At 49.8% G+C, this 21101-nt stretch carries 23 protein-coding genes; 13 read left to right on the top strand and 10 right to left on the bottom strand.

Going from position 1 to position 21101, the window contains the following annotated elements:
* Positions 1 to 156: 156 nt before the first annotated feature.
* The 4 genes from AC5JLP_RS25650 to AC5JLP_RS25635 all read right to left on the bottom strand — a co-directional run bounded on the left by AC5JLP_RS25650 (position 157) and on the right by AC5JLP_RS25635 (position 2882).
* Positions 157 to 930: a YdcF family protein gene (locus AC5JLP_RS25650; RefSeq protein WP_496070673.1), complete on the bottom strand. Its 774-nt coding sequence runs from the start codon at positions 928 to 930 to the stop codon at positions 157 to 159.
* Positions 931 to 959: 29 nt separating this feature from the next.
* Positions 960 to 1463 carry a GNAT family N-acetyltransferase gene (locus AC5JLP_RS25645; protein ID WP_496070672.1) on the bottom strand — a complete coding sequence of 168 codons (504 nt, stop codon included), beginning with the start codon at positions 1461 to 1463 and terminating at the stop codon, positions 960 to 962.
* Between the two features lie 58 nt (positions 1464 to 1521).
* Entirely contained in the window at positions 1522 to 2160 is a 639-nt protein-coding gene (locus AC5JLP_RS25640) for a GIY-YIG nuclease family protein (RefSeq protein ID WP_496070671.1), read from the bottom strand.
* Between the two features lie 122 nt (positions 2161 to 2282).
* Positions 2283 to 2882: a MiaE family protein gene (locus AC5JLP_RS25635; RefSeq protein WP_496070670.1), complete on the bottom strand. Its 600-nt coding sequence runs from the start codon at positions 2880 to 2882 to the stop codon at positions 2283 to 2285.
* 109 nt (positions 2883 to 2991) lie between these two features.
* On the opposite strand from AC5JLP_RS25635, the gene AC5JLP_RS25630 reads away from it, so the two are divergent.
* The 3 genes from AC5JLP_RS25630 to AC5JLP_RS25620 all read left to right on the top strand — a co-directional run bounded on the left by AC5JLP_RS25630 (position 2992) and on the right by AC5JLP_RS25620 (position 6071).
* Entirely contained in the window at positions 2992 to 3312 is a 321-nt protein-coding gene (locus tag AC5JLP_RS25630) for a DUF6464 family protein (protein ID WP_496070669.1), read from the top strand.
* 73 nt (positions 3313 to 3385) lie between these two features.
* Positions 3386 to 4969, top strand: a complete 1584-nt coding sequence (locus tag AC5JLP_RS25625; protein ID WP_496070668.1) for an anthranilate synthase component I family protein — start codon at positions 3386 to 3388, stop codon at positions 4967 to 4969.
* Between the two features lie 628 nt (positions 4970 to 5597).
* Complete coding sequence (locus tag AC5JLP_RS25620) at positions 5598 to 6071, top strand: RNA recognition motif domain-containing protein (RefSeq protein WP_496070667.1); 474 nt, start codon at positions 5598 to 5600, stop codon at positions 6069 to 6071.
* 289 nt (positions 6072 to 6360) lie between these two features.
* Here AC5JLP_RS25620 and AC5JLP_RS25615 read toward each other — a convergent pair whose 3' ends face one another.
* Entirely contained in the window at positions 6361 to 6753 is a 393-nt protein-coding gene (locus AC5JLP_RS25615) for a hypothetical protein (RefSeq protein ID WP_496070666.1), read from the bottom strand.
* Between the two features lie 266 nt (positions 6754 to 7019).
* Positions 7020 to 7160 (bottom strand): hypothetical protein, encoded by a 141-nt coding sequence (locus AC5JLP_RS25610; RefSeq protein WP_496070665.1) that lies wholly within the window; start codon positions 7158 to 7160, stop codon positions 7020 to 7022.
* Positions 7161 to 7677: 517 nt separating this feature from the next.
* Between AC5JLP_RS25610 and gvpA the strand changes: the two genes are divergently transcribed.
* The 9 genes from gvpA (at position 7678) to AC5JLP_RS25565 (ending at position 16883) form a co-directional block, all read left to right on the top strand.
* A complete protein-coding gene (gvpA, locus tag AC5JLP_RS25605; protein WP_496070664.1) occupies positions 7678 to 7896 on the top strand; it encodes a gas vesicle structural protein GvpA in 219 nt (72 codons plus the stop codon).
* A gap of 166 nt (positions 7897 to 8062) precedes the next feature.
* Entirely contained in the window at positions 8063 to 9052 is a 990-nt protein-coding gene (locus AC5JLP_RS25600; protein WP_496070663.1) for a hypothetical protein, read from the top strand.
* Positions 9053 to 9186: 134 nt separating this feature from the next.
* The gene (gene gvpN / locus AC5JLP_RS25595) at positions 9187 to 10557 is read left to right on the top strand and encodes a gas vesicle protein GvpN (RefSeq protein ID WP_496070662.1); all 1371 of its coding nucleotides are present in this window, start codon (positions 9187 to 9189) and stop codon (positions 10555 to 10557) included.
* Positions 10558 to 10560: 3 nt separating this feature from the next.
* Positions 10561 to 10926, top strand: coding sequence for a gas vesicle protein (locus AC5JLP_RS25590; protein ID WP_496070661.1), 366 nt, complete (start codon positions 10561 to 10563; stop codon positions 10924 to 10926).
* Between the two features lie 135 nt (positions 10927 to 11061).
* Complete coding sequence (locus tag AC5JLP_RS25585) at positions 11062 to 11523, top strand: gas vesicle protein K (RefSeq protein ID WP_496070660.1); 462 nt, start codon at positions 11062 to 11064, stop codon at positions 11521 to 11523.
* Between the two features lie 107 nt (positions 11524 to 11630).
* The gene (locus AC5JLP_RS25580; protein ID WP_496070659.1) at positions 11631 to 12314 is read left to right on the top strand and encodes a CPBP family intramembrane glutamic endopeptidase; all 684 of its coding nucleotides are present in this window, start codon (positions 11631 to 11633) and stop codon (positions 12312 to 12314) included.
* Positions 12315 to 12558: 244 nt separating this feature from the next.
* Complete coding sequence (gene gvpF / locus AC5JLP_RS25575; RefSeq protein ID WP_496070658.1) at positions 12559 to 13302, top strand: gas vesicle protein GvpF; 744 nt, start codon at positions 12559 to 12561, stop codon at positions 13300 to 13302.
* Positions 13303 to 13478: 176 nt separating this feature from the next.
* The gene (locus AC5JLP_RS25570) at positions 13479 to 13739 is read left to right on the top strand and encodes a gas vesicle protein GvpG (RefSeq protein WP_496070657.1); all 261 of its coding nucleotides are present in this window, start codon (positions 13479 to 13481) and stop codon (positions 13737 to 13739) included.
* Between the two features lie 261 nt (positions 13740 to 14000).
* A complete protein-coding gene (locus tag AC5JLP_RS25565; protein WP_496070656.1) occupies positions 14001 to 16883 on the top strand; it encodes an NACHT domain-containing protein in 2883 nt (960 codons plus the stop codon).
* Between the two features lie 87 nt (positions 16884 to 16970).
* On the opposite strand, the gene AC5JLP_RS25560 is transcribed toward AC5JLP_RS25565, so the two are convergent.
* The 3 genes from AC5JLP_RS25560 to AC5JLP_RS25550 form a co-directional block, all read right to left on the bottom strand.
* On the bottom strand, positions 16971 to 17159 hold the full coding sequence (locus AC5JLP_RS25560) for a hypothetical protein (protein ID WP_496070655.1): 189 nt from the start codon (positions 17157 to 17159) through the stop codon (positions 16971 to 16973).
* A 169-nt stretch (positions 17160 to 17328) separates the two neighbouring features.
* Positions 17329 to 17574, bottom strand: coding sequence for a type II toxin-antitoxin system RelN family antitoxin (locus tag AC5JLP_RS25555; protein WP_496070654.1), 246 nt, complete (start codon positions 17572 to 17574; stop codon positions 17329 to 17331).
* 4 nt (positions 17575 to 17578) lie between these two features.
* A complete protein-coding gene (locus AC5JLP_RS25550) occupies positions 17579 to 17812 on the bottom strand; it encodes a hypothetical protein (RefSeq protein WP_496070653.1) in 234 nt (77 codons plus the stop codon).
* Between the two features lie 201 nt (positions 17813 to 18013).
* Between AC5JLP_RS25550 and tftA the strand changes: the two genes are divergently transcribed.
* Positions 18014 to 19390: a hormogonium tapered terminus morphoprotein TftA gene (gene tftA / locus AC5JLP_RS25545; protein WP_496070652.1), complete on the top strand. Its 1377-nt coding sequence runs from the start codon at positions 18014 to 18016 to the stop codon at positions 19388 to 19390.
* A 138-nt stretch (positions 19391 to 19528) separates the two neighbouring features.
* Here the strand turns inward: tftA and AC5JLP_RS25540 are convergent, their stop codons facing one another.
* Positions 19529 to 20494 (bottom strand): CHAD domain-containing protein, encoded by a 966-nt coding sequence (locus tag AC5JLP_RS25540; protein WP_496070651.1) that lies wholly within the window; start codon positions 20492 to 20494, stop codon positions 19529 to 19531.
* Positions 20495 to 21101 lie beyond the last annotated feature (607 nt).

Raw genomic sequence — 21101 nt, 5'->3', positions numbered from 1 at the left:
GCAGGCTTTGCAATGCTTAAACTGAATTTGTACAGCGAAATAAACTGTCGTTCCGCGTATCATTTTTAACCATGTCAATTAACTCGATTGTGTGCTTAAATACACTAAAATGGCAGCGCAAAATGGCTGAAAAATATTGCTTGTTTAAGTCGAATACTAAAGACGGCAGTGCTGGTTAACGATTTGACTTCTAACCCCTGCCAAAGGCTGCTTTAGAGTTTGACGCTCTTGCTCAAGTGTGATGGGGTAAGTACCCAGAAAAAAATATTCGCGGAGCAGCAGCATCGCCCGTTGAGGGTAAGTCATCTGGGTGGCAAGTGGACTGACAGACGGAATCACCTGAAAGCCAACTTGCTCAAAGATAAGGAGCGATCGCCACAGGTGTGGTGCATCCGTGACTAAAAGAATGCGTTGCACTCCTTGGGGTTGCAATACGGCTTTTGTAAACACTGCGTTCTCCCAGGTTGTTCGAGAACAGCTTTCGCCGCTGATTGCTTGTGCCGGAATGTGCTTGTTATGCAGCATCGCCACCAATTCAGGTGCATCAACAATGCCGCTAGCAAAAATGAGGGGCGCACGCTGGTTTTGCCAAAGCTGGGCTGCTGCCTCTACCCGTTCCAGGCTCTGTTCACGACCACGACCTAAAATGACGATCGCATCGACCCGCGAACCCGAATCTGGTGGTAATGGATTCACGATTCCCGCCATTGCTAACGCCACTACTGGCGGTGAGATGAGCACCAGATAGATGATGAGCAAGACGATCACAACCCTTTGCACTCGACGCAGCCAGCGCCTAGCCCGAAAAAGCCAGAGCAGCCCAATGAAGCCTACCAATGTCAATACGACTCGCACAGGGTCACTCAGCCACTCAACCCCAAGCCACGACAGACGAAGCTGCTCTGTAAACGATAGCCATCCTAAAGTCATAGTCAGGGTTAGGCAAAATGTGACAAGCCTCAGACGAACGAATCGGCAGAGCGCTTCAACAGCTTTAGATAGACCCGATCGCACCGTGCTGTTTCTATACCCGTAGCAGGCTGATAGCCACTGCTTTCGTAGAGCTTGACGGCTTCAGCTAACACGCTAGCAGTTTCAATCCAGATTTGCTCAAAGTGCCGAGCAGCGATTGCGGCTTCTAATGCCTGAAGTAAAAAGCGTCCGACCCCTTGACCTCTGGCATCTGGCAACAGGTACATCTTGCGAATCTCGACTGCCCTCTGTCCGCGCTGAATGGGGTAGTAAGCGCCTGTCCCGACCAGGTTCCCCTGACGCTCAATGACCCAAAATTCGCCGCCAACCGCTTGATAGGATGTTTCAACCTCTAAGACATCTCGATCGGCTCCTTCTGGCTCCCAGCCCAGCCCGTATTCTGCCAGCACAGCGCGAATGATGGCGGCAGCAGCAGTGCGATCGCTCGGTTGCCAGTCACGTAGCAAAAAGTCCCTGTACGAAGCTTGCATGGATGAGAGGTCAGTGCGGATGAGACGTTTGGTTGAATCTGAATCAGGCTTGCTTGGATCAGGCTTGCTGGGTTTGCTCTCGAATCACTGCACTCCAATCGTCATTTTCGACGGCTGCTTGCAGCGTTGAGGATGAGCCAGCGGGGTTCTGAGCCTCGCTTTCGCGGCTGAGAGCTGCATCTGCCATCGCTTTACGCAACTTGAGCTTTTTCGCTTCATATACCTGTCGTTCAGCGGCAGACATGACGGCGATCGCGGCTTCACCGACTGTACTTGCCCACAGTTCACTGGCCTCTGCGTTACCCGATGGCACGTAGTCTAATTGAGCCAACCAGGTCTGTCGCTGTGCTTCCATTGCTTCCCGCCTAGAGACCTTGGAGGGTTCTACTTGCACCAATGCACAAAGATCGCTGCCAAGCTGAGCGACGTGCCCCTTCAGCGAAAGCGCCACATTGCGAGAGTAACCGATGTAGTGAATGTGGCGATCGTGCCCCAGAACAGCATACACGCCCGCAACCTTGGCATTACCAACTCGCTTGCACCAGTCTTCCCAGGGCATCACCTGAGCCGCTGCGTCCAAACTGAGGCTATCGGTTGCTGCAGCGGTATGTTCATCTTCAGAACTATAGAGAAAGCTGTGTAGTCCCTGGTGTTCTTGAGGAATGTTTTGATGCTCGATCGCGCTGTCCGGTTCCATGTGCGTAACTCCTCGTTGTTGTCTTTTAGCGGTTAGCGGTTAGCCTACCTGGTCATAGCCACTCGTCATCAATAACCATACTTGCTCCTGCTCTACAAATAACTGATACTGGCCGCTGACCACTAACTATGAATTCTTGGTTCAGGATGAAGGGTAGACAACAGTTGGCTTTCAACAGCGGCTAATGCTTCCAAGCGACGATCGACTACCGATCGCTCAAATTCAGCGGTTGCTAGTAACCAGTAAACACCACAGTGCCGTGCTTCTGATGCCATCAACCCTCGGTAAAACTTCGCTAGGGCAGGGTCTGGACAGTGCGCACCTAAAAGGCCAAGCCGTTCGTGACTACGCGCTTCAATGAGGCTGCAAACAAGCAGTGAATCTAACAGGCGATCAGGCTCTTTAGCGCGAATTTGTTGATTCAATCCAGCACCGTAAGGCGGCGCGGCAAGAGGACGTAATGGAATACCACGACTCTCTAAAATTTGGTTAACCTGTTCAAAGTGCTCTAACTCTTCTTTGGCAATGGCTGTCAGCGATCGCACAAGCTTTACATTTGATGGATAGCGAAACATCAAATTGAGTGCTACACCCGCGGCTTTGCGTTCACAATGAGAGTGATCCAGCAAAACGATGTCGAGATGGATAAGCGCCTGCTCAAGCCATTGTTGAGTCGTTGGTTGTTGTAGAAACTTGATTGTTGGCAGGTTTGCTGAAAGCACTATCTAAAGTTGAGTGATTAGGTCTACAGACAAACAGTCTACCAAGGTAGGCGAGTCAGGGCAGATGAGTTGCGCAGACAAATTGCGGTTAACTATCAACGGATAAGCTATGTTAGAGGCGCTCTTTATCATCGCGATCGGGCTGATTCCAGCCATCCTCTCGTGGTTATTGATGCGTAAAGCAGAGGCACACTTGAGAACCCGTTTGCGGGCAGCCATGAACGCGTCTGCGTCACATCGGTTGACCCGTTTTTATGGGTCTTCGTTCTCTGCCGATCATCACTATGTTGAAGGTGTGGGATATCTGATTGGCGATTTGACTTGTCGGTTCAACGCTCGCTCTGCCCATCTCCGCTGTGCTGTCAATCCATCTGGGCCCTGCCAGCAATGTCCGCAATATAAGTCGATCGACTTTGATGAGGCTAATTGATTAAACTGGCAGTGGCAAAGCACTGAAGGCTACATTGAATTCAACTCAGTTCTAAAATGTCCCCTCTTTGCCCATGATTTTTCCAACCTTCGCTGAATTCTCTCGCCTCACCAGTCAAGGTAACTTTATCCCTGTCTATCAAGAATGGGTTGCCGATCTGGATACCCCTGTATCTGCCTGGTATCGGGTGTGTGCAGGGCAGCCTTACAGCTTCTTGTTAGAGTCGATCGAAGGTGGTGAACAACTGGGTCGCTACAGTCTTTTAGGGTGCGATCCGCTCTGGACATTAGAAGCAAAGGGGAGCCAAACGACTCAAACCCACCGCGACGGTTCAACGCAGGTTTTTGAGGGTGATCCGTTCACAGCACTTGCCGACTGTTTGCAACCGTATCACCCGGTTAAACTGCCAGAGTTGCCACCCGGCATTGGAGGACTCTTTGGCTTTTGGGGCTATGAGTTGATTCACTGGATTGAACCGCGTGTGCCCGTTTATCCAGCAGTTGAAGCCGATTTACCAGATGGCCTGTGGATGCAGGTCGATCATTTACTGATTTTTGATCAGGTCAAGCGGAAGGTGTGGGCGATCGCCTATGCCGATCTTCGCGACCCTGCGACTGACCATGCCCTGGCCTATCAGCAAGCCTGCGATCGGGTGGCCCAACTGGTGAACAAACTCCAATCCCCTTTGTCCGAACAGGCCGTGCTGCTGGCATGGACACCCCCAGGAGCCACAAGCCACAAGCCACAAGAGCATCCTCCGTTACCCCACACCCCACACCCCACACCCCACACCCTACCCTTCTACACCAGCAACACCACAAAGGAGCAGTTTTGCGCCAACGTTGAAACGGCAAAAGCGCACATTCAAGCGGGCGACATCTTTCAAGTCGTCGTTTCGCAACGGTTATCAGCAGAGTACAGTGGCGATCCGTTTGCCCTCTATCGATCGCTGCGGTTAATCAACCCATCGCCTTACATGGCGTATTTCCATTTTGGAGACTGGCAGATTATTGGGTCTAGCCCTGAAGTAATGGTCAAAGCAGAGCTAGCGTCCAACCCGACTGATCCGTTGGTGGCAACGGTACGACCGATCGCGGGTACACGCAAGCGGGGTAAAACCTTTCAAGAAGATGCGGCTCTAGCCGCCGATTTGCTCCAAGATCCCAAAGAAGTGGCCGAACACGTCATGCTGGTGGATTTGGGACGGAACGATTTAGGGCGGGTTTGTATCAATGGCACCGTTAGCGTGGATGAACTGATGATGATTGAGCGCTACTCGCATGTCATGCACATCGTGAGCAACGTTGTTGGTAAACTCGCACCCAGCAAAACCGCCTGGGATCTGCTAAAGGCTTGTTTTCCCGCTGGGACGGTGAGTGGGGCACCCAAAATTCGAGCGATGGAAATCATTCACGCTCTCGAGCCCTGTCGTCGTGGCCCTTATTCGGGTGCTTATGGCTACTACGACTTTGAAGGGCAGCTGAATACCGCGATCGCCATCCGTACAATGGTTGTCCGTTCACAAGGAGGAGGACAACATACCGTCAGTGTACAAGCAGGTGCAGGACTCGTTGCAGATTCCCAACCTGAAACTGAATATGAAGAGACCCTTAACAAAGCGAAAGGGATGCTGGAAGCCATTCGATGCCTAAGCTAGAGCAATCTTTTAGCGTCTGCTGCTCTTTGAGCTTGCACCGCTGCTTCATAAATGTTACATTACTTTACATGGCGTTAACGGTGGCAGGCTTCGTGGCAAGCTGGTTTAGCCCTCACTGCTAGCTGCCCGGTACACTATTAGCGCTTGTTGGATAGCAGTTCTGAGTGCAAAGGTCTATTCACACCATGCGTAGCTATCAGGCTGCTTGTTCGGGTTTATTGCTCGCTCATGGGGTAGAACTGTAAAGTAGGTGCCCTAAGAAGTACTGCTGAGGTCAGAAATCTTCAATATCTCTACCTGCGTCTTTCCCACCGTGATACCTTTATGGATGGCATAAGTGTCTCGCGTACTGACATCGAAACAAGTTGCTCATCCTTGACTCTCCGGTGATGACCAAGAATTTGTATAATCATCATTTCAATCCACACTCCTCGCCGTCCGGTGTAAGCGCCATCAGACGTGGGACGGTGAACGGAGGCGATTCAATCCGTGTGCAGTATCGTCCAGTATGTTTTTCAAAAAGGGTTGGCTGTTTCCAAGTCGAGCGTGACAGCTCTGATTGAATGCAGCGTTTAGTTGGTGCGCTCAAGCATGTCTATCTGAATCACAGTTTAGAGGTATCGTTCCCATGTCTATTCGTCTCTATGTCGGCAATTTACCCGAAGATTTGAATCGTCAAGAACTAGAGGCGGTTTTCGCTGAAGTAGGCGATTCAATCTCGATTAAAATCATCACCGATCGCAAAACAAACAAATGTCGCGGGTTTGGTTTTGTCACAGTCAAAAGTGAAGAGCAAGCGGATGAAATCATTGAAAAGTTCAACGGCCATCCGTTGAAAGATAACACGCTGAAAGTCGAGCGAGCGCAACCTAGAGCGAAGGATAAAGCAGACGAGGATGCGCCTACTACCGCCGCACCTGTTTCCACTGGAAGTGCAACTGGTGGGGCACGGCGTAAGGGCAATGGCAATAACGGGAATAACAAGTCACGCCGTGCGGGTGGTACTCAAACGGAGTCTGATAGTGTGCAACCCGATCCACGTTGGGCACAAGAGCTAGAAAAGCTGAAGCAGTTGCTAGCCGCCCAAACAACGAATACGTAGAACGCTATATTTCTTCTGCAAAGGCTACGGCTTTGAGGCGAAATTTTTAGGTGGCAAGGTTCTCTTTGATGGCTAACCTGTACCACTTGAAAGTTTCGTCTTTTTAGTTGCAAAGGATACGAGACCGTTGATAAAAGAATGTAAAAGCAGATGACACTTTCCTTCGTTCACAAGTAGTTTTTAGACTACTTTCTGCATCAGCGTAGTGAGTTACTACGGCCTTAGCTGAATCATGCTGACGGTTGTAATGGTTGTTTCAAGGAACTCACGCTTAACCAACTAAAGAATGTTAACTAGCAAAAGCGAGCTGAAGCCAGTGCTGTAAGTGTGAGCGCACTTGCTCAGAGAACACTGTCCGCTGGCTAAACTTATCGGTGCGTATGGGTTTGCGTTCAGCATCAAGCGTCCAACCATAGTCACTACTCAAACGAAGGTTGCCCTGCCAATCTGCGATCGATAAAATCAATTGATTAGCAGGACTATTATCTACATCGCGCACTCGAAACACGTAGTTGTAAGTATTTTGGCTAGCCGCTGCCACAGTAGAGGGCTGACCAAATTCCTGCTTCAGCCGATTTTCTACTTGCTCTGCCAAACCTGCTTCAGTTAAGTCATCCAGAGTTCTTACTGCTAGCGTCAAGGCAAAGTAGAACTCTTCTACGGGAACAAATTCAAGCTGCATGGCTTTGTCTGCTGTTTCGCTCAATCGTGGTTGGTGCTGATGGCGACTGCGTGATCATCATCATGAGTCCTAACACAGATTAGCAGTGTCTAGTAACGAGCACTAGAGCGAGTTCGCCTTTGTGACGATCGCGCTCTAATCACTCAAAGACTCGGTTGAAGTACAAGCCAAAAGCACCCTCTGCTGAAAAAAAGATGCATTAAACAACGTTTCATGCATCTAGTCTTCTTTATAATGTCTCGGTTCTACTGATGACCGGCCTGAAGCTAGCCCAATGCGTAGGCCGATTGCAATGCCCAGAACACTAGGGCTGCAATGCTTCCTAAAACGATAACAGCCGAAATGGCGATCGATTTTGGATTATCTGCGCCGTCAAACTTCATGATGCCGCGATTCAAATCTGACATAGGCGTACTCCTTCTGTGATCTCAGTACTAAAGCAGAAGCAAGACAGAACGATAGCAGTCGCGTCAAGCCGTGCTTTTCATTAGCACTACTGACACACCCAAATTTTAGCCATAATACCCACAGCCACAACAGATTCTTAACGGTTTAATTAGAACTTTCTATGAGTGGCCTGCCAGTGATAGCCCCCTAAACTCTGCAAACAAGCCGAATTTTCTCACCAAGAAGCGGGCGCTAAAAGTTTTGCCCCGCGTCTAGGCTATGCGTCTCATTACATTGCTTTACTTAATTGTTCGCAATACTTATTAACGCTTCATCTATTCCCATAAAGCAGGGGTAATCACTCAGTAATTTTGCGAGTGAAGCAAAAGCTTTTAGGTCTGAGATTCAGTGATTGCGACGGTTGTTTCTACCAAGCCAGTGCCTATTGTTGGATCGGAAGCCAAAACCCATGTCAAACCCTCTACGGGGAGAGGTGAGGCGTACCAAGTTCCATCTATCCGTTAAAGGTAAAAAACAATGGCTGTTGAAAAAGTAAACTCCTCCTCTAGCTTGGCTGAAGTGGTCGATCGCATCTTGGACAAAGGCATCGTGATTGATGCTTGGGTTCGTGTGTCGTTGGTTGGCATTGAACTGCTATCGATCGAAGCTCGTGTCGTGATTGCATCGGTTGAAACCTACTTGAAGTATGCCGAAGCTGTGGGCCTGACCGCTCAAGCGGCTGTTCCCGCGTCTTAGTAAACGCAACCTTTTGTTAACGTTGATCGCCGCATCGCAGTGGATCAACGTTCAAGCTCGATCCCAGCATGTTGCAAAAGGTTTGTTGAATGCTGGGAGACCCTTTGGTTTCCCAGCTTAATGGTTGGTTGATCATTCCCTGACACGATGGGAAGGAGTTTTAACAATGTCTTTAAAGGATTCCTGGCAGCAGCAGCGACAGCAACGCCAGCAAGAAGTAGCCCAGCGTCAACAAACGGTTGCCGATGTATTAACCGCAACTAGGCAAGAACGGTACCTCAAAGCAGCCCAACTGCGTGATGAACTTAGCCTTTTTCGCACAACGCTTGCTAACGAAAGTATCACCTACCGCACCGAGCTACAGCAGTTTTGCCAAAGACTGCACTTAGAAACCCAAGCGTTTCTGATAGCGGCGGGCGATCGTCGCCATCAACAAGCGGCTCAACTCAATCAGACGCTCGATACATTTGTACAGATGCTGAGGCAGCAAACCACCACCTTTCTAGCCACAGCGCAGGCAGAACGTACCGAAGCCGCTGATCGCTTGGAACAAGAATTAGTTGCTTTTGTCGATGCCCTGCGTTCCGATGTGCAAAGCTACCTCATTGAACTCGAAGCCGTGCGCCATCAGCGTGCTGTGCAGTTGGATCAAGCGCTGAGGCATAGTCGAGCCAAACGTGAAGCGGAGACACAAGCACTCTTCCAACGCCTTGCCGTCTTTCGCGCCGAGCTACAACGGTTCTCTCAAGATCTTCGTCACACGGTTTGGGGTAGAGAGGCTGTGAGTGCCGAAGCACCCGTCGTGAGACCACAGCCATATAAACATACTACCAAACCCGTTGGTCGCGTGTCGGTGCAGCCAAATGGCTCAGTAGCAGCCACAACAACTGTAGGAGCGTTTCAAAACGGGAATACGGTTGCAGTTGCGCCGCCTGCAAAAGCAGCGAAGGCACTACAGCCAGAGGTCATCGCTCATGAAAAAGAGGTTTACGCCCATATTCACACCGTTCAAGGCGCACGCTTAACTGAGATTGAAGCCGCGCTTGGCATTAATCGCTTTCAGGCTGTTGATGCGCTGCGATCGCTGATCAAAAAAGGCTTAATTACTCAGCGCGATCGTATCTATCTCGCTCAAACGCAACTTGCCCATACGTAAAAAGGGAGTGGGGAGTAGGGAGTAGGGTAGAAGGCTAAAGGCTAAGGGCCAAAGCTGATTGCTCAATCAACTCAAAACTCTCTTTCCCTTCATCCCTCATCTCTCATCCCTCATCCCTTCAAGAGGTCTAACCTGTGACAACAGTACTCCGCGCCAGCCCCCGACGCTTCGTCAGCACTCCCTCTGTTGAACGAGTAGCAAATCGTGCTCTACGCTATCTGCAATCCGGTTATTCGGTTCATCTACGCGGTCCGGCTGGAACAGGTAAAACGACGCTAGCGCTACATTTAGCCGATTTGCTGGCCCGCCCATTGATGCTCATCTTTGGTGACGATGAGTTTAAAACATCTGACTTGATCGGCAATCAGTCGGGCTATACCCGCAAAAAAGTGGTGGATAACTACATCCACAGCGTGGTCAAGGTCGAGGATGAACTGCGGCAAAACTGGGTTGATTCACGCCTCACGTTGGCTTGCCGGGAAGGGTTTACCCTGGTTTACGATGAGTTCAACCGATCGCGCCCAGAGGTCAACAACGTGCTGCTGTCAGCACTCGAAGAGAAGTTGCTTGTGCTGCCACCTAGCAATAATCGCAGCGAGTACATCCGAGTCAGTCCCAATTTTCGCGCGATTTTCACCTCAAATCCAGAAGAATACTGCGGTGTTCATGCCACTCAGGATGCGTTGATGGATCGTCTGGTGACGATTAACATGCCTGAACCAGATGAACTGACCCAGCAAGAAATTCTGGTGCAAAAAACGGAGGTCGATCGCGCCAGTGCCTTACTCATTGTGCGGTTAGTCAAAGAGTTCCGCATTCGCACCCACAACGAAAAATCGTCTGGTTTACGTTCCTGCTTGATGTTAGGTAAGGTCTGCCATGATCACGAGATTTTGGCATCGCCTGGAAACGCTGACTTCCGTGACCTCTGCTTTGATGTGCTGCTGTCGCGCTCCAGTTTGCCGCTAGCGGAAACAACCAAGATTTTGTGGGAACTGCTCAACGATGCGATCGGCATTGGCCTGGTCGAAGCAGAACCAGAGGCGTGTGAACTCAACCATTCGCTCTACGATGTGGCGATCGCTCAAACCGACACTGTAGCAGCCCAAACCGAAGCCATGACTGAAGCACTGGCTGCACTGGCGTTAGAAGCGGTCATGTCTGAGTCAGCCCTTGACTCGATCGCAGAAGATGCAAGCGCGCTAGAAGTTGAAGTGCCTGAAACACCTGACATCTCTGCACCTTCTGAGGCTGTAAATGGTTCTGAATCTGTAGCATCGTCTGAATCTGTAGAAAGCGCAGAAGCCGTCAAAAGTGCAGAGACAGAAATTCCCTATGAGCAAGAAATCCTTGCTTACCTTAAGCAGGTCAACGGGGCAAGACTTTCACAAATTGAGCGGGCGCTGGAACTCGATCGCTTCCGCACGGTTGATGTCCTTCGCCTGCTGGCAGAAAAAGGTAGCGTGATGCTGCGCGATCGGCTTTATCTCCCTACAAAAGGTTAAATCATGACTGCCGTTATTCCAACCAAAGCCTACCCCACAGCAACTGTGTCCACTAAAGACTCTGCACGATCGATCGCTACTGCCACCGCAGGTTCCACACTGGCAGACGTACTCGAACGCGTGCTCGATAAAGGCATCGTCATTGCAGGCGATATTTCCGTCTCGGTTGCCACCACTGAACTACTCAACATCCGCATCCGCCTACTCATTGCCTCTGTGGATAAAGCGAAGGAGATGGGTATTAACTGGTGGGAGAATAATCCTCATTTCAGCGCCCAATCTCAAAATTTAATCGAAGCGAACCAGCAGTTGATGCAGCGAGTGGAGAGCCTGGAGTCAGAGTTGCGATCGCTCCGTCCCGCCAGCTAGGAAGCGGTCAGCAGTCAGCAGTCAGCGAAAAGGCTGGAGGCTGAACTTAAGGCTCAAAATTCAAACTAATTAGCAAGAACCGTTGATCGAAAAATCGACGAAGATAGAGGCAGGCAACTATACCTGGCAAACCGAGTGACCGCTTCTGATCTCCCGCTTCAAGCCCTCTCAACCACACCCAAAGCCAGTAAAGATGCTGGCTTGGCTCCCCTCTTGCTAACCGTCGTAGAGCTTGTGCGCCAACTAATGGAGGCACAAGTGATCCGTCGGATGGAAGTGGGCGAGCTAAATGATGAAGACCTCGATCGTGCTGCCGAAAGCCTCCGCAAGCTAGAAGAACAAGTTGTTGAAATTTGCCACATTTTTGACATTGATCCGGCAGATCTCAACATTGACCTCGGTGAAATTGGCACCCTTCTACCTAAGACGGGCGGCTACTATCCCGGTGAGAATACTGCCAACCCAACGATTTTGGAACTCCTCGATCGCCTCTTAAATACAGGTGTCGTACTGCAAGGAAATGTTGATTTGGGACTAGCAGACATAGACCTGATTCACGCCAAACTTCAGCTAGTGCTCACCGCGAAGCCGCTTTAGGGGACAGGACATAAGAAAATTTTATTAAGATGTGTTAAGTCGCTCAAGCGGTTGCAGGGAAAGCATTTCAAGACCATCCTTTAAATACTATAGGGAGGCAGTAAGCATTGAAAAAGCTTGAGAGATGGGTAGAGAGAGCCTCCCCAAGATTTGAATTTCTTGTAATAGTTATTGTTGCGTTTGGTTATCTTTCGATTAGCTCTTTGTTCTCTCTCTTCTCCGAACCTCACAAAGTTTTTATTACGGAAAGAAGCTTAATATCTCTACTGCTCTATGAGATCGCTGTGCTTCTTATCCTTGGTTGGTTTTTGAAGAAACGTGGCTGGATCTTGGCACAGCTTGGAGTTATACCAAGCTGGAAGTCAACAGTGGTGGTGGCTGGACTTATTCCAGCAGTTTATGTCACATATGTTCTGATTTGGATTGCTTTAGCAGTACTATTTCCTGAAATTCAAGCAATTAATCAGAATAAAGCTCTTTCCACAGCAGGCATTAGTCTATGGACAATAGTTTGTGCCTCTGTCATTAATCCAGTGTTTGAGGAGATTTTTGTTTGTGGTTACATCATTCATTTCTTGAAGAAATCAAAGAATCTCTGGATCGCTGTAATGAGTAGTACCTTAATTAGAACGCTGTATCATCTATATCAACCTATTCACGGTATTGTAGCTATTTTTTCTCTGGGTCTTGTTTTTGGATTGTTTTATGCTAAAACCAATCGGTTGTGGTCGTTAGTGGTTGTACACGCAATTTTCGATTTGTACGGTCTACTGAATCTTAACCATAATTAGTATTGAAAAGAAGATTTATTCGGCGGTAGCCACTTTTAGACAATAATCACAATGTGGCACTGTTAAGAATTTAGGACGTTATGCAATGTAACTGCGCCAGTGTGCAGAGTGATGAAATCTACACTCTTTAAGAAGTTGAGCGTTAGAGAGTAATTGAGAAGGGAACTCTAAAGCTAGATGTCGATCGAATGCAACGCGATCGCGCTAACGAATTCCTTTTGCCCCCTTTCCTAGACCTTGCCCCATGACAAATAGACTCTATCTTTACGGTATTTTTCCTGCTCCTGGCCCACAAAATCTCCATCTCGAAGGCTTGGACAAGCAGCCTGTACATACAGAAGTCGTCGATAACTTCACTTTTCTGTACTCAGAAGCGCAGCAAGAGCGTTACCTGGCAAGTCGGCGCAACTTGCTGGGGCACGAAAAAGTGTTGGAACAGGTGATGGAAGTGGGCTATCGGACGCTGTTGCCGCTTCAGTTTGGTCTCGTCATTGAAGATTGGAACACGGTGACGAAACAGTTGACTGCACCCTATGGTCAGGGCTTAGAGAAGCTGTTCACAAAATTGAATGGGCAGCGTGAGGTTGGAGTAAAGGTGTTTTGGGAAGCCGATCGTGAACTGCAACTACTCCTAGAAGAGAACGAGACCTTGAGAGAAAAGCGAGACAATCTGGAAGGGCGAACGCTGGGCATGGATGAAGTGGTTTCCATCGGTCAGGCGATCGAACGTGCGATGGAAGCCCGTAAACAAGCGATCATCCAAACCTTTCGTGAAACCCTGAACCCACTGGCGAACGATCGGGTTGAGAACGATACCCTCACCGAGTCGATGATTTTCAACGCCGCCTATCTCATTCCGTGGGAAACAGAATCAGACTTTAGCCAACAAGTAGAAGCCCTCGACCATCAATTTGATAGCCGCCTCAAAATTCGCTACAACAACTTCACTGCACCATTTAACTTTGCCCAACTCGATCGGTTGGAGTAGTTGTTAGTTTTTAATTGTTGGTTGTTAGAGAAAGGGAAGTCAGGATCCAGGAGTCAGAAGTTGATGATCAGCAACGAAGATCAATCTAAATGACTAACAACTCTTTTGATAACTCAACGGTCTTTACAACTAAAACTCTTCTAACTCAAAACTCAGACTCAAAACTTCCCCTTCCTATGCTCTTCAAACTCCTCTTTGCTCCCGTTACAGGCATCGGCTGGATTGCTGAACAAATTCAACAGCGTGCCGATGCTGAACTTGACGACACCGAAAATCTCAGCAAACGACTTTTGGCACTTCAACTCGCTTTTGATATGGGCGATATTCCCGAAGATGAGTTCGAGGCACAGGAGGAAGAGTTACTGATGGCAATTCAGGCAGTTGAAGATAATCTGCGTGCTGAGGCCGCTTTGGAAGCAGAGGTAGAAATGGGCTAACTCGTGCCAGCAATTGATCAGTTAAATTTGCAGGGAAAAGCTTTTAGGTAAGCTTTCGATCGCTCACTCCTTAAATCATTTTTAATTTAATTACACTTAATGACTTACTTATACCAGTTTCCTACGTCAGCGGAAATTGGTGTAAGAACCTGACTTGTAGCTATTTTCCACTTCTGGCTCCTGGTTTCTGACTTCCACTATATCTGTACACGAACGCATTTCTGAGCTAGTTTCGAGGCAGCGATCGCAGGAAGACAGGCAATGCTGACCAAGCTTTGGGCGTTTCTCAACACCGACATCCAGGATTTGAATTGGAAACAAACGGCAGAGGTGACAAAAACTGGCACCGATGCTGCGAAAGCGGTGTTTGATCTGGCAAAAACGGTCAAAGAGCAACAGCCTAAGGTGGAAACGCTGAAGCCCTATATCGAGCAGATTTCCTCCTTGCTGGATGTGCTGAATGCGCCCTTTGCTCAGATTGTGAAAGACGCAGTTCCCTTCGCGCCCCTTGCCATCACGATTTTGAAGCTGGTGTGTGACTACACCCACAAAGAGCCGAGCCTGGAGCAATGCGTGGCTCTGGTCAGTCAGATTGCCTACCTGGAAAGTTTGCAGACTGTTCTGAAAGAAACGCCCGACTTACTGGATCGATTGGGGGACGCTCCAGTTTCAGACACGATCGCTCAGCAAATTAAAACCCTGGGCGATCTGAACATTGACGATCGGGAGGCTCACAAAGCCATCCTTTCCTTTCACGAGTCGAAGCTAGCGGCTGCATTTAACACCGTTCTACAGGTGCGGTTGCAGCAAGCGGGATTGGAGGCAACGGAGGCTCAAACGCTCACCGATCGCGTGGCTCGGAAGACCGACGAATACATGCAACCTGCCTTGGCTCAAGTCGGTGATGGGGTCAAACGTCTGGTGGAGTGGTATCGCGTCGGTGGGCGCGAGGTGCTGGAGAAATACCTCAGCATTGATGATTATCTGGCGCAGCAAATTCAAACTCGTCCGCTGGAAAAGGTCTTTGCGGAGAACTTCACGTTTCGGGATATCTACGTGCCGTTGAACGCGCAGTTCATTCAGCAAAATGGCGAGGTGGATGAGGACAAAGAACCTGTTGCGCTAGAGCAGTGGGCGAAGGCATTGCTCAATGATGACCAGAAGCGCGATCGCGTCATGTTCATTCAGGGCGGCCCTGGACGGGGGAAGAGTGTGTTTTGCCGGATGTTTGCGGATTGGGTGCGGCAGTACGAGCATCCCCGCTGGACACCGATTCTCATTCGCCTGCGCGACATCCGCACGCTAGAGAAAGACTTTGAAGAAACTCTCCGTAAAGCCGTCGATCGCGACTTTGCCCGCAACGATCCGGGCTGGCTGACCGATCGCAATATCCGTTTTCTGTTTCTGCTCGATGGCTTCGATGAACTGCTGATGGAAGGCAGAACCAGCGGTGGGTTGGAAGAATTTCTGAAGCAGGTGGGCAGGTTCCAGGAGAGCTGCAAAGACAATGGGGAGAAGGTCCATCGGGTAATGATTACGGGGCGATCGCTCTCCCTCCAGAGCATCGAACGCCTGATGCCTGCCAACCTGGAACGGGTCGAACTGCTGCCGATGGATGACGCGCTTCAGGAACGGTGGTTTACCCAATGGGGCAAACTGATTGCCGCCGATCCGGTTCATCTCAAGACACTGTTGCAGGACGAACGCTTACCCGATCGGGTGCGAGAACTGGCGCGGGAACCGTTGTTGCTCTATCTGCTTGCCGCCATGCACCGGGATGGGGAATTTAAGCTGGAGATGTTTGAAGGTGCGGCAGGAGCCAAAGCCAGAGATTTGATTTACAGCCGCACGATCGATTGGGTGCTGACCAAACAGCGTCCAGAGTGGCTCAACCAGGATATCACCGCACTGCAAACGGAAAGTCTCCGCCGCATCCTGGAAGAAGCCGGATTGTGTGTGGTGCAGTCCGGTGGTGAGTGTGCCCCCGTCAAAATGATCGAAGACCGTTTAAAGGGAGATGACGAAGCAAAAAGACTGTTAGAGGAAGCACGGGCACGCCTCCAGGGTGATCCACTGAGAAACGCCCTGGCTGCTTTCTACCTACAGCCCGGACGGATAGGCAGTGGCTCGGTTGAGTTTGCCCACAAGAGCTTTGGTGAGTATTTGTGCGCCGGACGAATTAAAGAGAGCTTAGCAGACTGGGCACAACCCGGCATCCGACGGCAGGAGTTTTACATCCCGACGGAACAAATGGACTGGGAGATTTACGACCTGCTGGGCTTTGGTGGGTTAACGCCCGAAATCGTGGAATACATCACCGCCTATTTCGATCTCTGCTCAGACCTGTTTGACGCTGAGAAAATCGTGCGCCTGTTCAAACGCCTGGAGCATTTCTATGTGCGCTGGTGCGACGGCGAATTTATCGATGCACCACCGGAGAACCTGCCGCAGAAGAAGATGCGGCTGTTGAAGGAGCAATTGAGCGATCGCGAAAAGCCCCTAGGACAACGCCAGGTAGATGTCTATACCGGACTCAACGTGATGATTCTGCTGCTGGAACTGCACCGCTATGCCGACGATCGAGATGAGTTGAAGAAGCAAATTATCTTTTACCTCAGCAGACAAATCTCAGGAAAGAACCATCCAGGGCGATTACTTAAAGTCATCCATTACAGCGAATGCCTTGATTTTGAAACCTTCACTGATCTTGCTGGTCCTTTTTTCTCCCTTGCGAACCTTGTCCGTGTCTTCTTATTTAGTACCAACCTATCCGGCGCTAACCTGTCTGGTGCCGACCTCTTTTGTGCTGATCTCTCTAATGCTGACCTATCCGGCGCTAACCTGTCTGGTGCCAATCTCTTTGATGCTGACCTATCCGGTGCCGATCTCTCTAGTGCTAGCCTTTCTGGTGCCTATCTCCTTAGTGCTAACTTGTCCGGTGCCAATCTCTTTGATGCTGACTTGTCCGGTGCTGACCTCTCTATTGCTCATCTGCTCCATACCACTCTTATAGAAGCTGATCTTAGTAGGGCTAATCTTGAAGATATTTCCTGGAATGATCAGATAAACTGGGAGGGTGTGCAAGGGTTAGAGACAGCGGTGAATGTGCCAGAGGCACTGAAGCGGCAGTTGGGGTTGGAGTGAGGGGAAGGCAGAGGGCAGGAGGCAGAGGGCAGAAGGCAGGGGGAGCGGAGGGAGCGGGAAGAACTCGAAACTAACTTATGGCGGTTGTCACGAGCGGAAGTCGTCTTCATCATAGAATTCTGCAATGACGGTTCTGATTTCTGCTGCTTCAACATCCGTTTGGTCAGACTTTGAATAAATCAGCAGGAGTAGGACATTGGATGGTGATTCAACCTGATAAAGCAATCGATAGCCTGCGCTTTTGCCTTTCTGAATATCGCTGTTTTTGATCCGCACTTTGAATACGGTTTACCCAGTTCCTGAAATGCGATCGCCCGGAACGTTACCAGCTTCAAGTTGTTGAATCACAGGTTGGATATCGGCTTGAACCTGACGGTAGCGTTTAGCCAAAGCACGAACCTGTCGCAGAAAGTCATCAGTAAAGCGAACTTGTATAACTGGTGGTTCACTCGACGTCAAGACTGTCCCATAACTCCGAAACAGGACGAGTTTTACCCACTTTGGCATCCTGCAAAGACTGACGTAAGCTCTCTAATATTTTCTCGTTTGGTTCATCATCTTCATCACGTTCGGTAGCCTCTGGGATCAGTACAATGACCTCAACTCGGCTATTTTGATTCATGACTAACGGCGTATCTAAAGCCAACTGTCCTTGCTGATCAACGGTTGCCATCACCTTAATTGCTTTCATCGGTTCACTCGCCACTATTAAGTACATCATTGAGTACATCAGCTAACACAGCGACAGAACCCCGTTTAGCAGTTCCTGCCCGCACAGCCTTCAGTGTCTCTGCTGCGTTTTGAGCAATTTCTAGTCGTCGCTTTTCAATCCGGCGTTTTTGGATCAGTTCAAACAGCAACGCTTGGTCATCGGTAGGCAGCGCGTCACCACATTCAACCAATTCATGAAAAGGAATAGAGGTGTTCATCGATCGCCCATTCCTTGCTATGCGTCTCTAATCTACCAAGAAAAAACTCTTACCAGCGACCACAAGAGCACGCGTGTCTTTTACCGACTCCACACACCCATAATTTTTTCACCCAACCCCGTTTCTTGGTATACAACATGGGCAGTGCATGCTCAAGCGAGTTACCATCGCCACAGTTCGAGTGAGGGGACACGGGTTCAAATGGGACGAATCTTTATTTCAGCAGCGCATGGTGGTCAAGAAAATGGCGTGACCGATCCAGGCGCAGTGATCGGCGGCACCACCGAAGCGCGTGAGATGATCTTGACACGCGATCTGGTGGTCACAGAGTTGCGATCGCGGAGTTTTGAGGTGCTGTCTGTGCCCGATGACCTCAGCGCCATTCAAACCCTCGATTGGATCAATGCTCGCACCCGTAGCGGTGATGTTGCTCTTGAAATTCATACCGATGCCTTTTCCAACCCATCGGTGCGCGGTACGGCAGTGTTTTACATCGCCAATAATGCCCAGCGTCAGGCACAGGCCCAAACCCTTTTGCTGGCGTTACTGCGCCGTGTCCCTCAGCTACCCAATCGTGGCACTCGACCGGATACGGCAACGGGGTTGGGCAGCCTCGCCTTTTGCCGACAGTTAGTTGCTCCTGCTCTATTAATGGAGGTTGCGGTTCTTTCTAACCCGGACGATCGCTTCATCATCCAGAATCAGCGCCGGAATGTAGCCTTGGGCATTGCCGATGGGCTAGCTTCTTGGAGTCAGGGGGTCTCGCCGCCCACTCCTACACCAACCCCTACGCCAACCCCTACACCACCACCCGGCAGCTATCCCTCCTGCAACATTAATATCAACGGACAGACCTATGCTGAGCAGGGCATTGTGGTTAGCGGCAATGCCTATGTGCCCATTGATCTCGTCGATCGCCTGGGTGTGGATGTCTCCACTGACCCAAATGTACGTCGTCTTACCTATCGCAATATTGTGTATGTCAGAGCGGTTGATTTGCGCGATCGACATATCTCAGTTGATTGGAACAACACCACCCGCACCCTCTCCCTTAAGTCAAATTCGCAAATTTGCCCTGGTCAGTTTGACAGAATTGCTGGACAGGGACACACCTCCGAAGTACAACTGCTGATGTTTCTCAAAGCAAATAATGAAGCGGCCCTCACCCGCTATCCTGACATTGCCAAACTCTACCGCGAAGAGGGCAGCATCGAAGGCATTGACTACGATATCGCCTTCTCACAAATGTGCCTGGAAACCGACTTTCTGCGCTTTAGTGGCTCCGTTCGACCAGAACAGAATAACTTTGGCGGACTCGGTTCCGCAGGTGGCGACTCTCAAGGTGCATCGTTCCCCAGTGCGCGCATTGGCGTGCGAGCGCAAATTCAGCACCTAAAAGCCTACGCTAATACAGAACCATTGGCACAGGCAGTCGTCGATCCACGATTTAACTTTGTTGCTCGTGGCGTGGCTCCACTCGTAGGACAACTCAATGGACGTTGGGCGGCTGATCCTCAATATGGAGACAAGATTCTTGCCATCCTGAAACGCTTGTATGAGTCTGCGGGATTGATGTAGGGCAAATGGGCAGAAGAAGGCAGGAGTCAGAGGGCAGGAGTTAGAAGGTAGAAGACAGAAACTAATCAAGCCTTCTGACCGCTGATAGCTGACTGCTGATAGCTCTAAGAACTTGCTAGTTTTATTAGAGACCTCTCCTTACGCTGAGTGTTTCGTGCCGCTAGGAACACTGTTTGTTAAAGGTTCTAGCAACATGTGATGCAAATGCTGGCGAAAGGCGGGTTCCAGGTAGCGCTGTCGTACCGTTTCCCAATCAGACATTGCCTCAGCCTGTGTTTGCTGTACCGTTGCTTGCAGCGTTGGTAGTGTCATATGTCTAGGCAGATGCTTCGCTAGTAGCTCCTGCAAAACCTGGCTGTCGTGCATGGTCCCCAATTTAGCCTGAATCGCCTGGATGTCTCCAATCCAGTCCTGAAAGGCTCCGCCATAAAACGGTACAAAGAACTCTGCCTGATAGCGCACGTGCTTGCAGGCTTTACGAAGATCATGCAGTCGATCGCTCTCTACATCCGATTCATCCGTTTGCACTAACCAGCCAGAATGCAAGAGTAGAGTTGACAGTAATGGACTCAATAAATCTGGAATGAGCGGCTGCAAAGTTTGCGTTGCTAGGGGAGTGTAGCGAGGCTCGTCAATCCAGGCTTCGTAGTCAGCCTTGAGGTGCTGATAGCGCGATCGCATCAAAGCATCCTTCACATCCGTGAAGGCAACCCGACGCTCTTTTTGAAGCTGATCAATGACGTCATCCAGCGATCGCTGCTCGGTTGACGGCATCTCTGGGCGGCAGCGTTGTTGCAACTCTGCTATCTGCACATCCAAATCGCGCAATCTGCCCAACACTCTGGCAAGGGAGCCAATCCGTTTGGCAGTAGTAGCTTTTGGAATGACGATCGCCAGATCAAACACATGCAGCGCCGTCCTTAATCGACGAGTGGCGACCCGCATATTGTGGAGGTGCTTGGGGTGTTTATCTGCAATGACCTTTTTTTCTTGCTCTACCATCGCGTGATACTGCTCACCAATGACCATATGAGCAAACTCACTTAGCGTTAAGGAAGAAGGCAGTTGGGAGGAGGGGGCTGTCCGCTTCTTAGTCTGTTTCATAAAACGGGTTGAATTTCACCAAATTCGTTGCCTATGAGAAAGGTTGATCGTTTGTAGCTGCTTTTCATCGGCATCGATCGAGAGGTTTGTTGCGCTAAGGGCTACCGCTTCAACATGCCTCTTCTTTCACCAGCCTGCATCCTGCTTTAGTTTCATCATCACTTCAGTGAAAACCGTTCGCTCAGACGCCATGATGCAGCCTACAGACCTCGCCTTCAGCTACCAATGAAAGCAAAACTAAATTGAGTGAATTTGTGCATCGCTATTTTCAGTGATGCTACATCTCGCTATTCCAGGACTTATCGTCAAAGATAGTAAGATTATACTGATTTCCTTCAGAAGCGTCTTCACCCGTACAGCCTCCATAACTTTAAGTTGTGTAACAATTTGTCTGGCAAATTGATGAGGTTATCCGTATAATCGAAGGATGGTAAAGAAACGTAAATCTTTGTTCATAATACAGAGGACTGTTCTCATTTTTTGTTGAAAGGGTCTGTAGCATGAACAAAGATTTAAGCCATTTAGTCCTCATTCTTTAATTGGAGCTCTGCGCTATGACCATAGCTGTCGGGCGTGCGCCAGCGAGTCGGGGAGCGTTTGACGTTCT

Source organism: Stenomitos rutilans (assembly GCF_059505485.1).
This window is presented reverse-complemented; position numbering and strand designations above follow the sequence as displayed.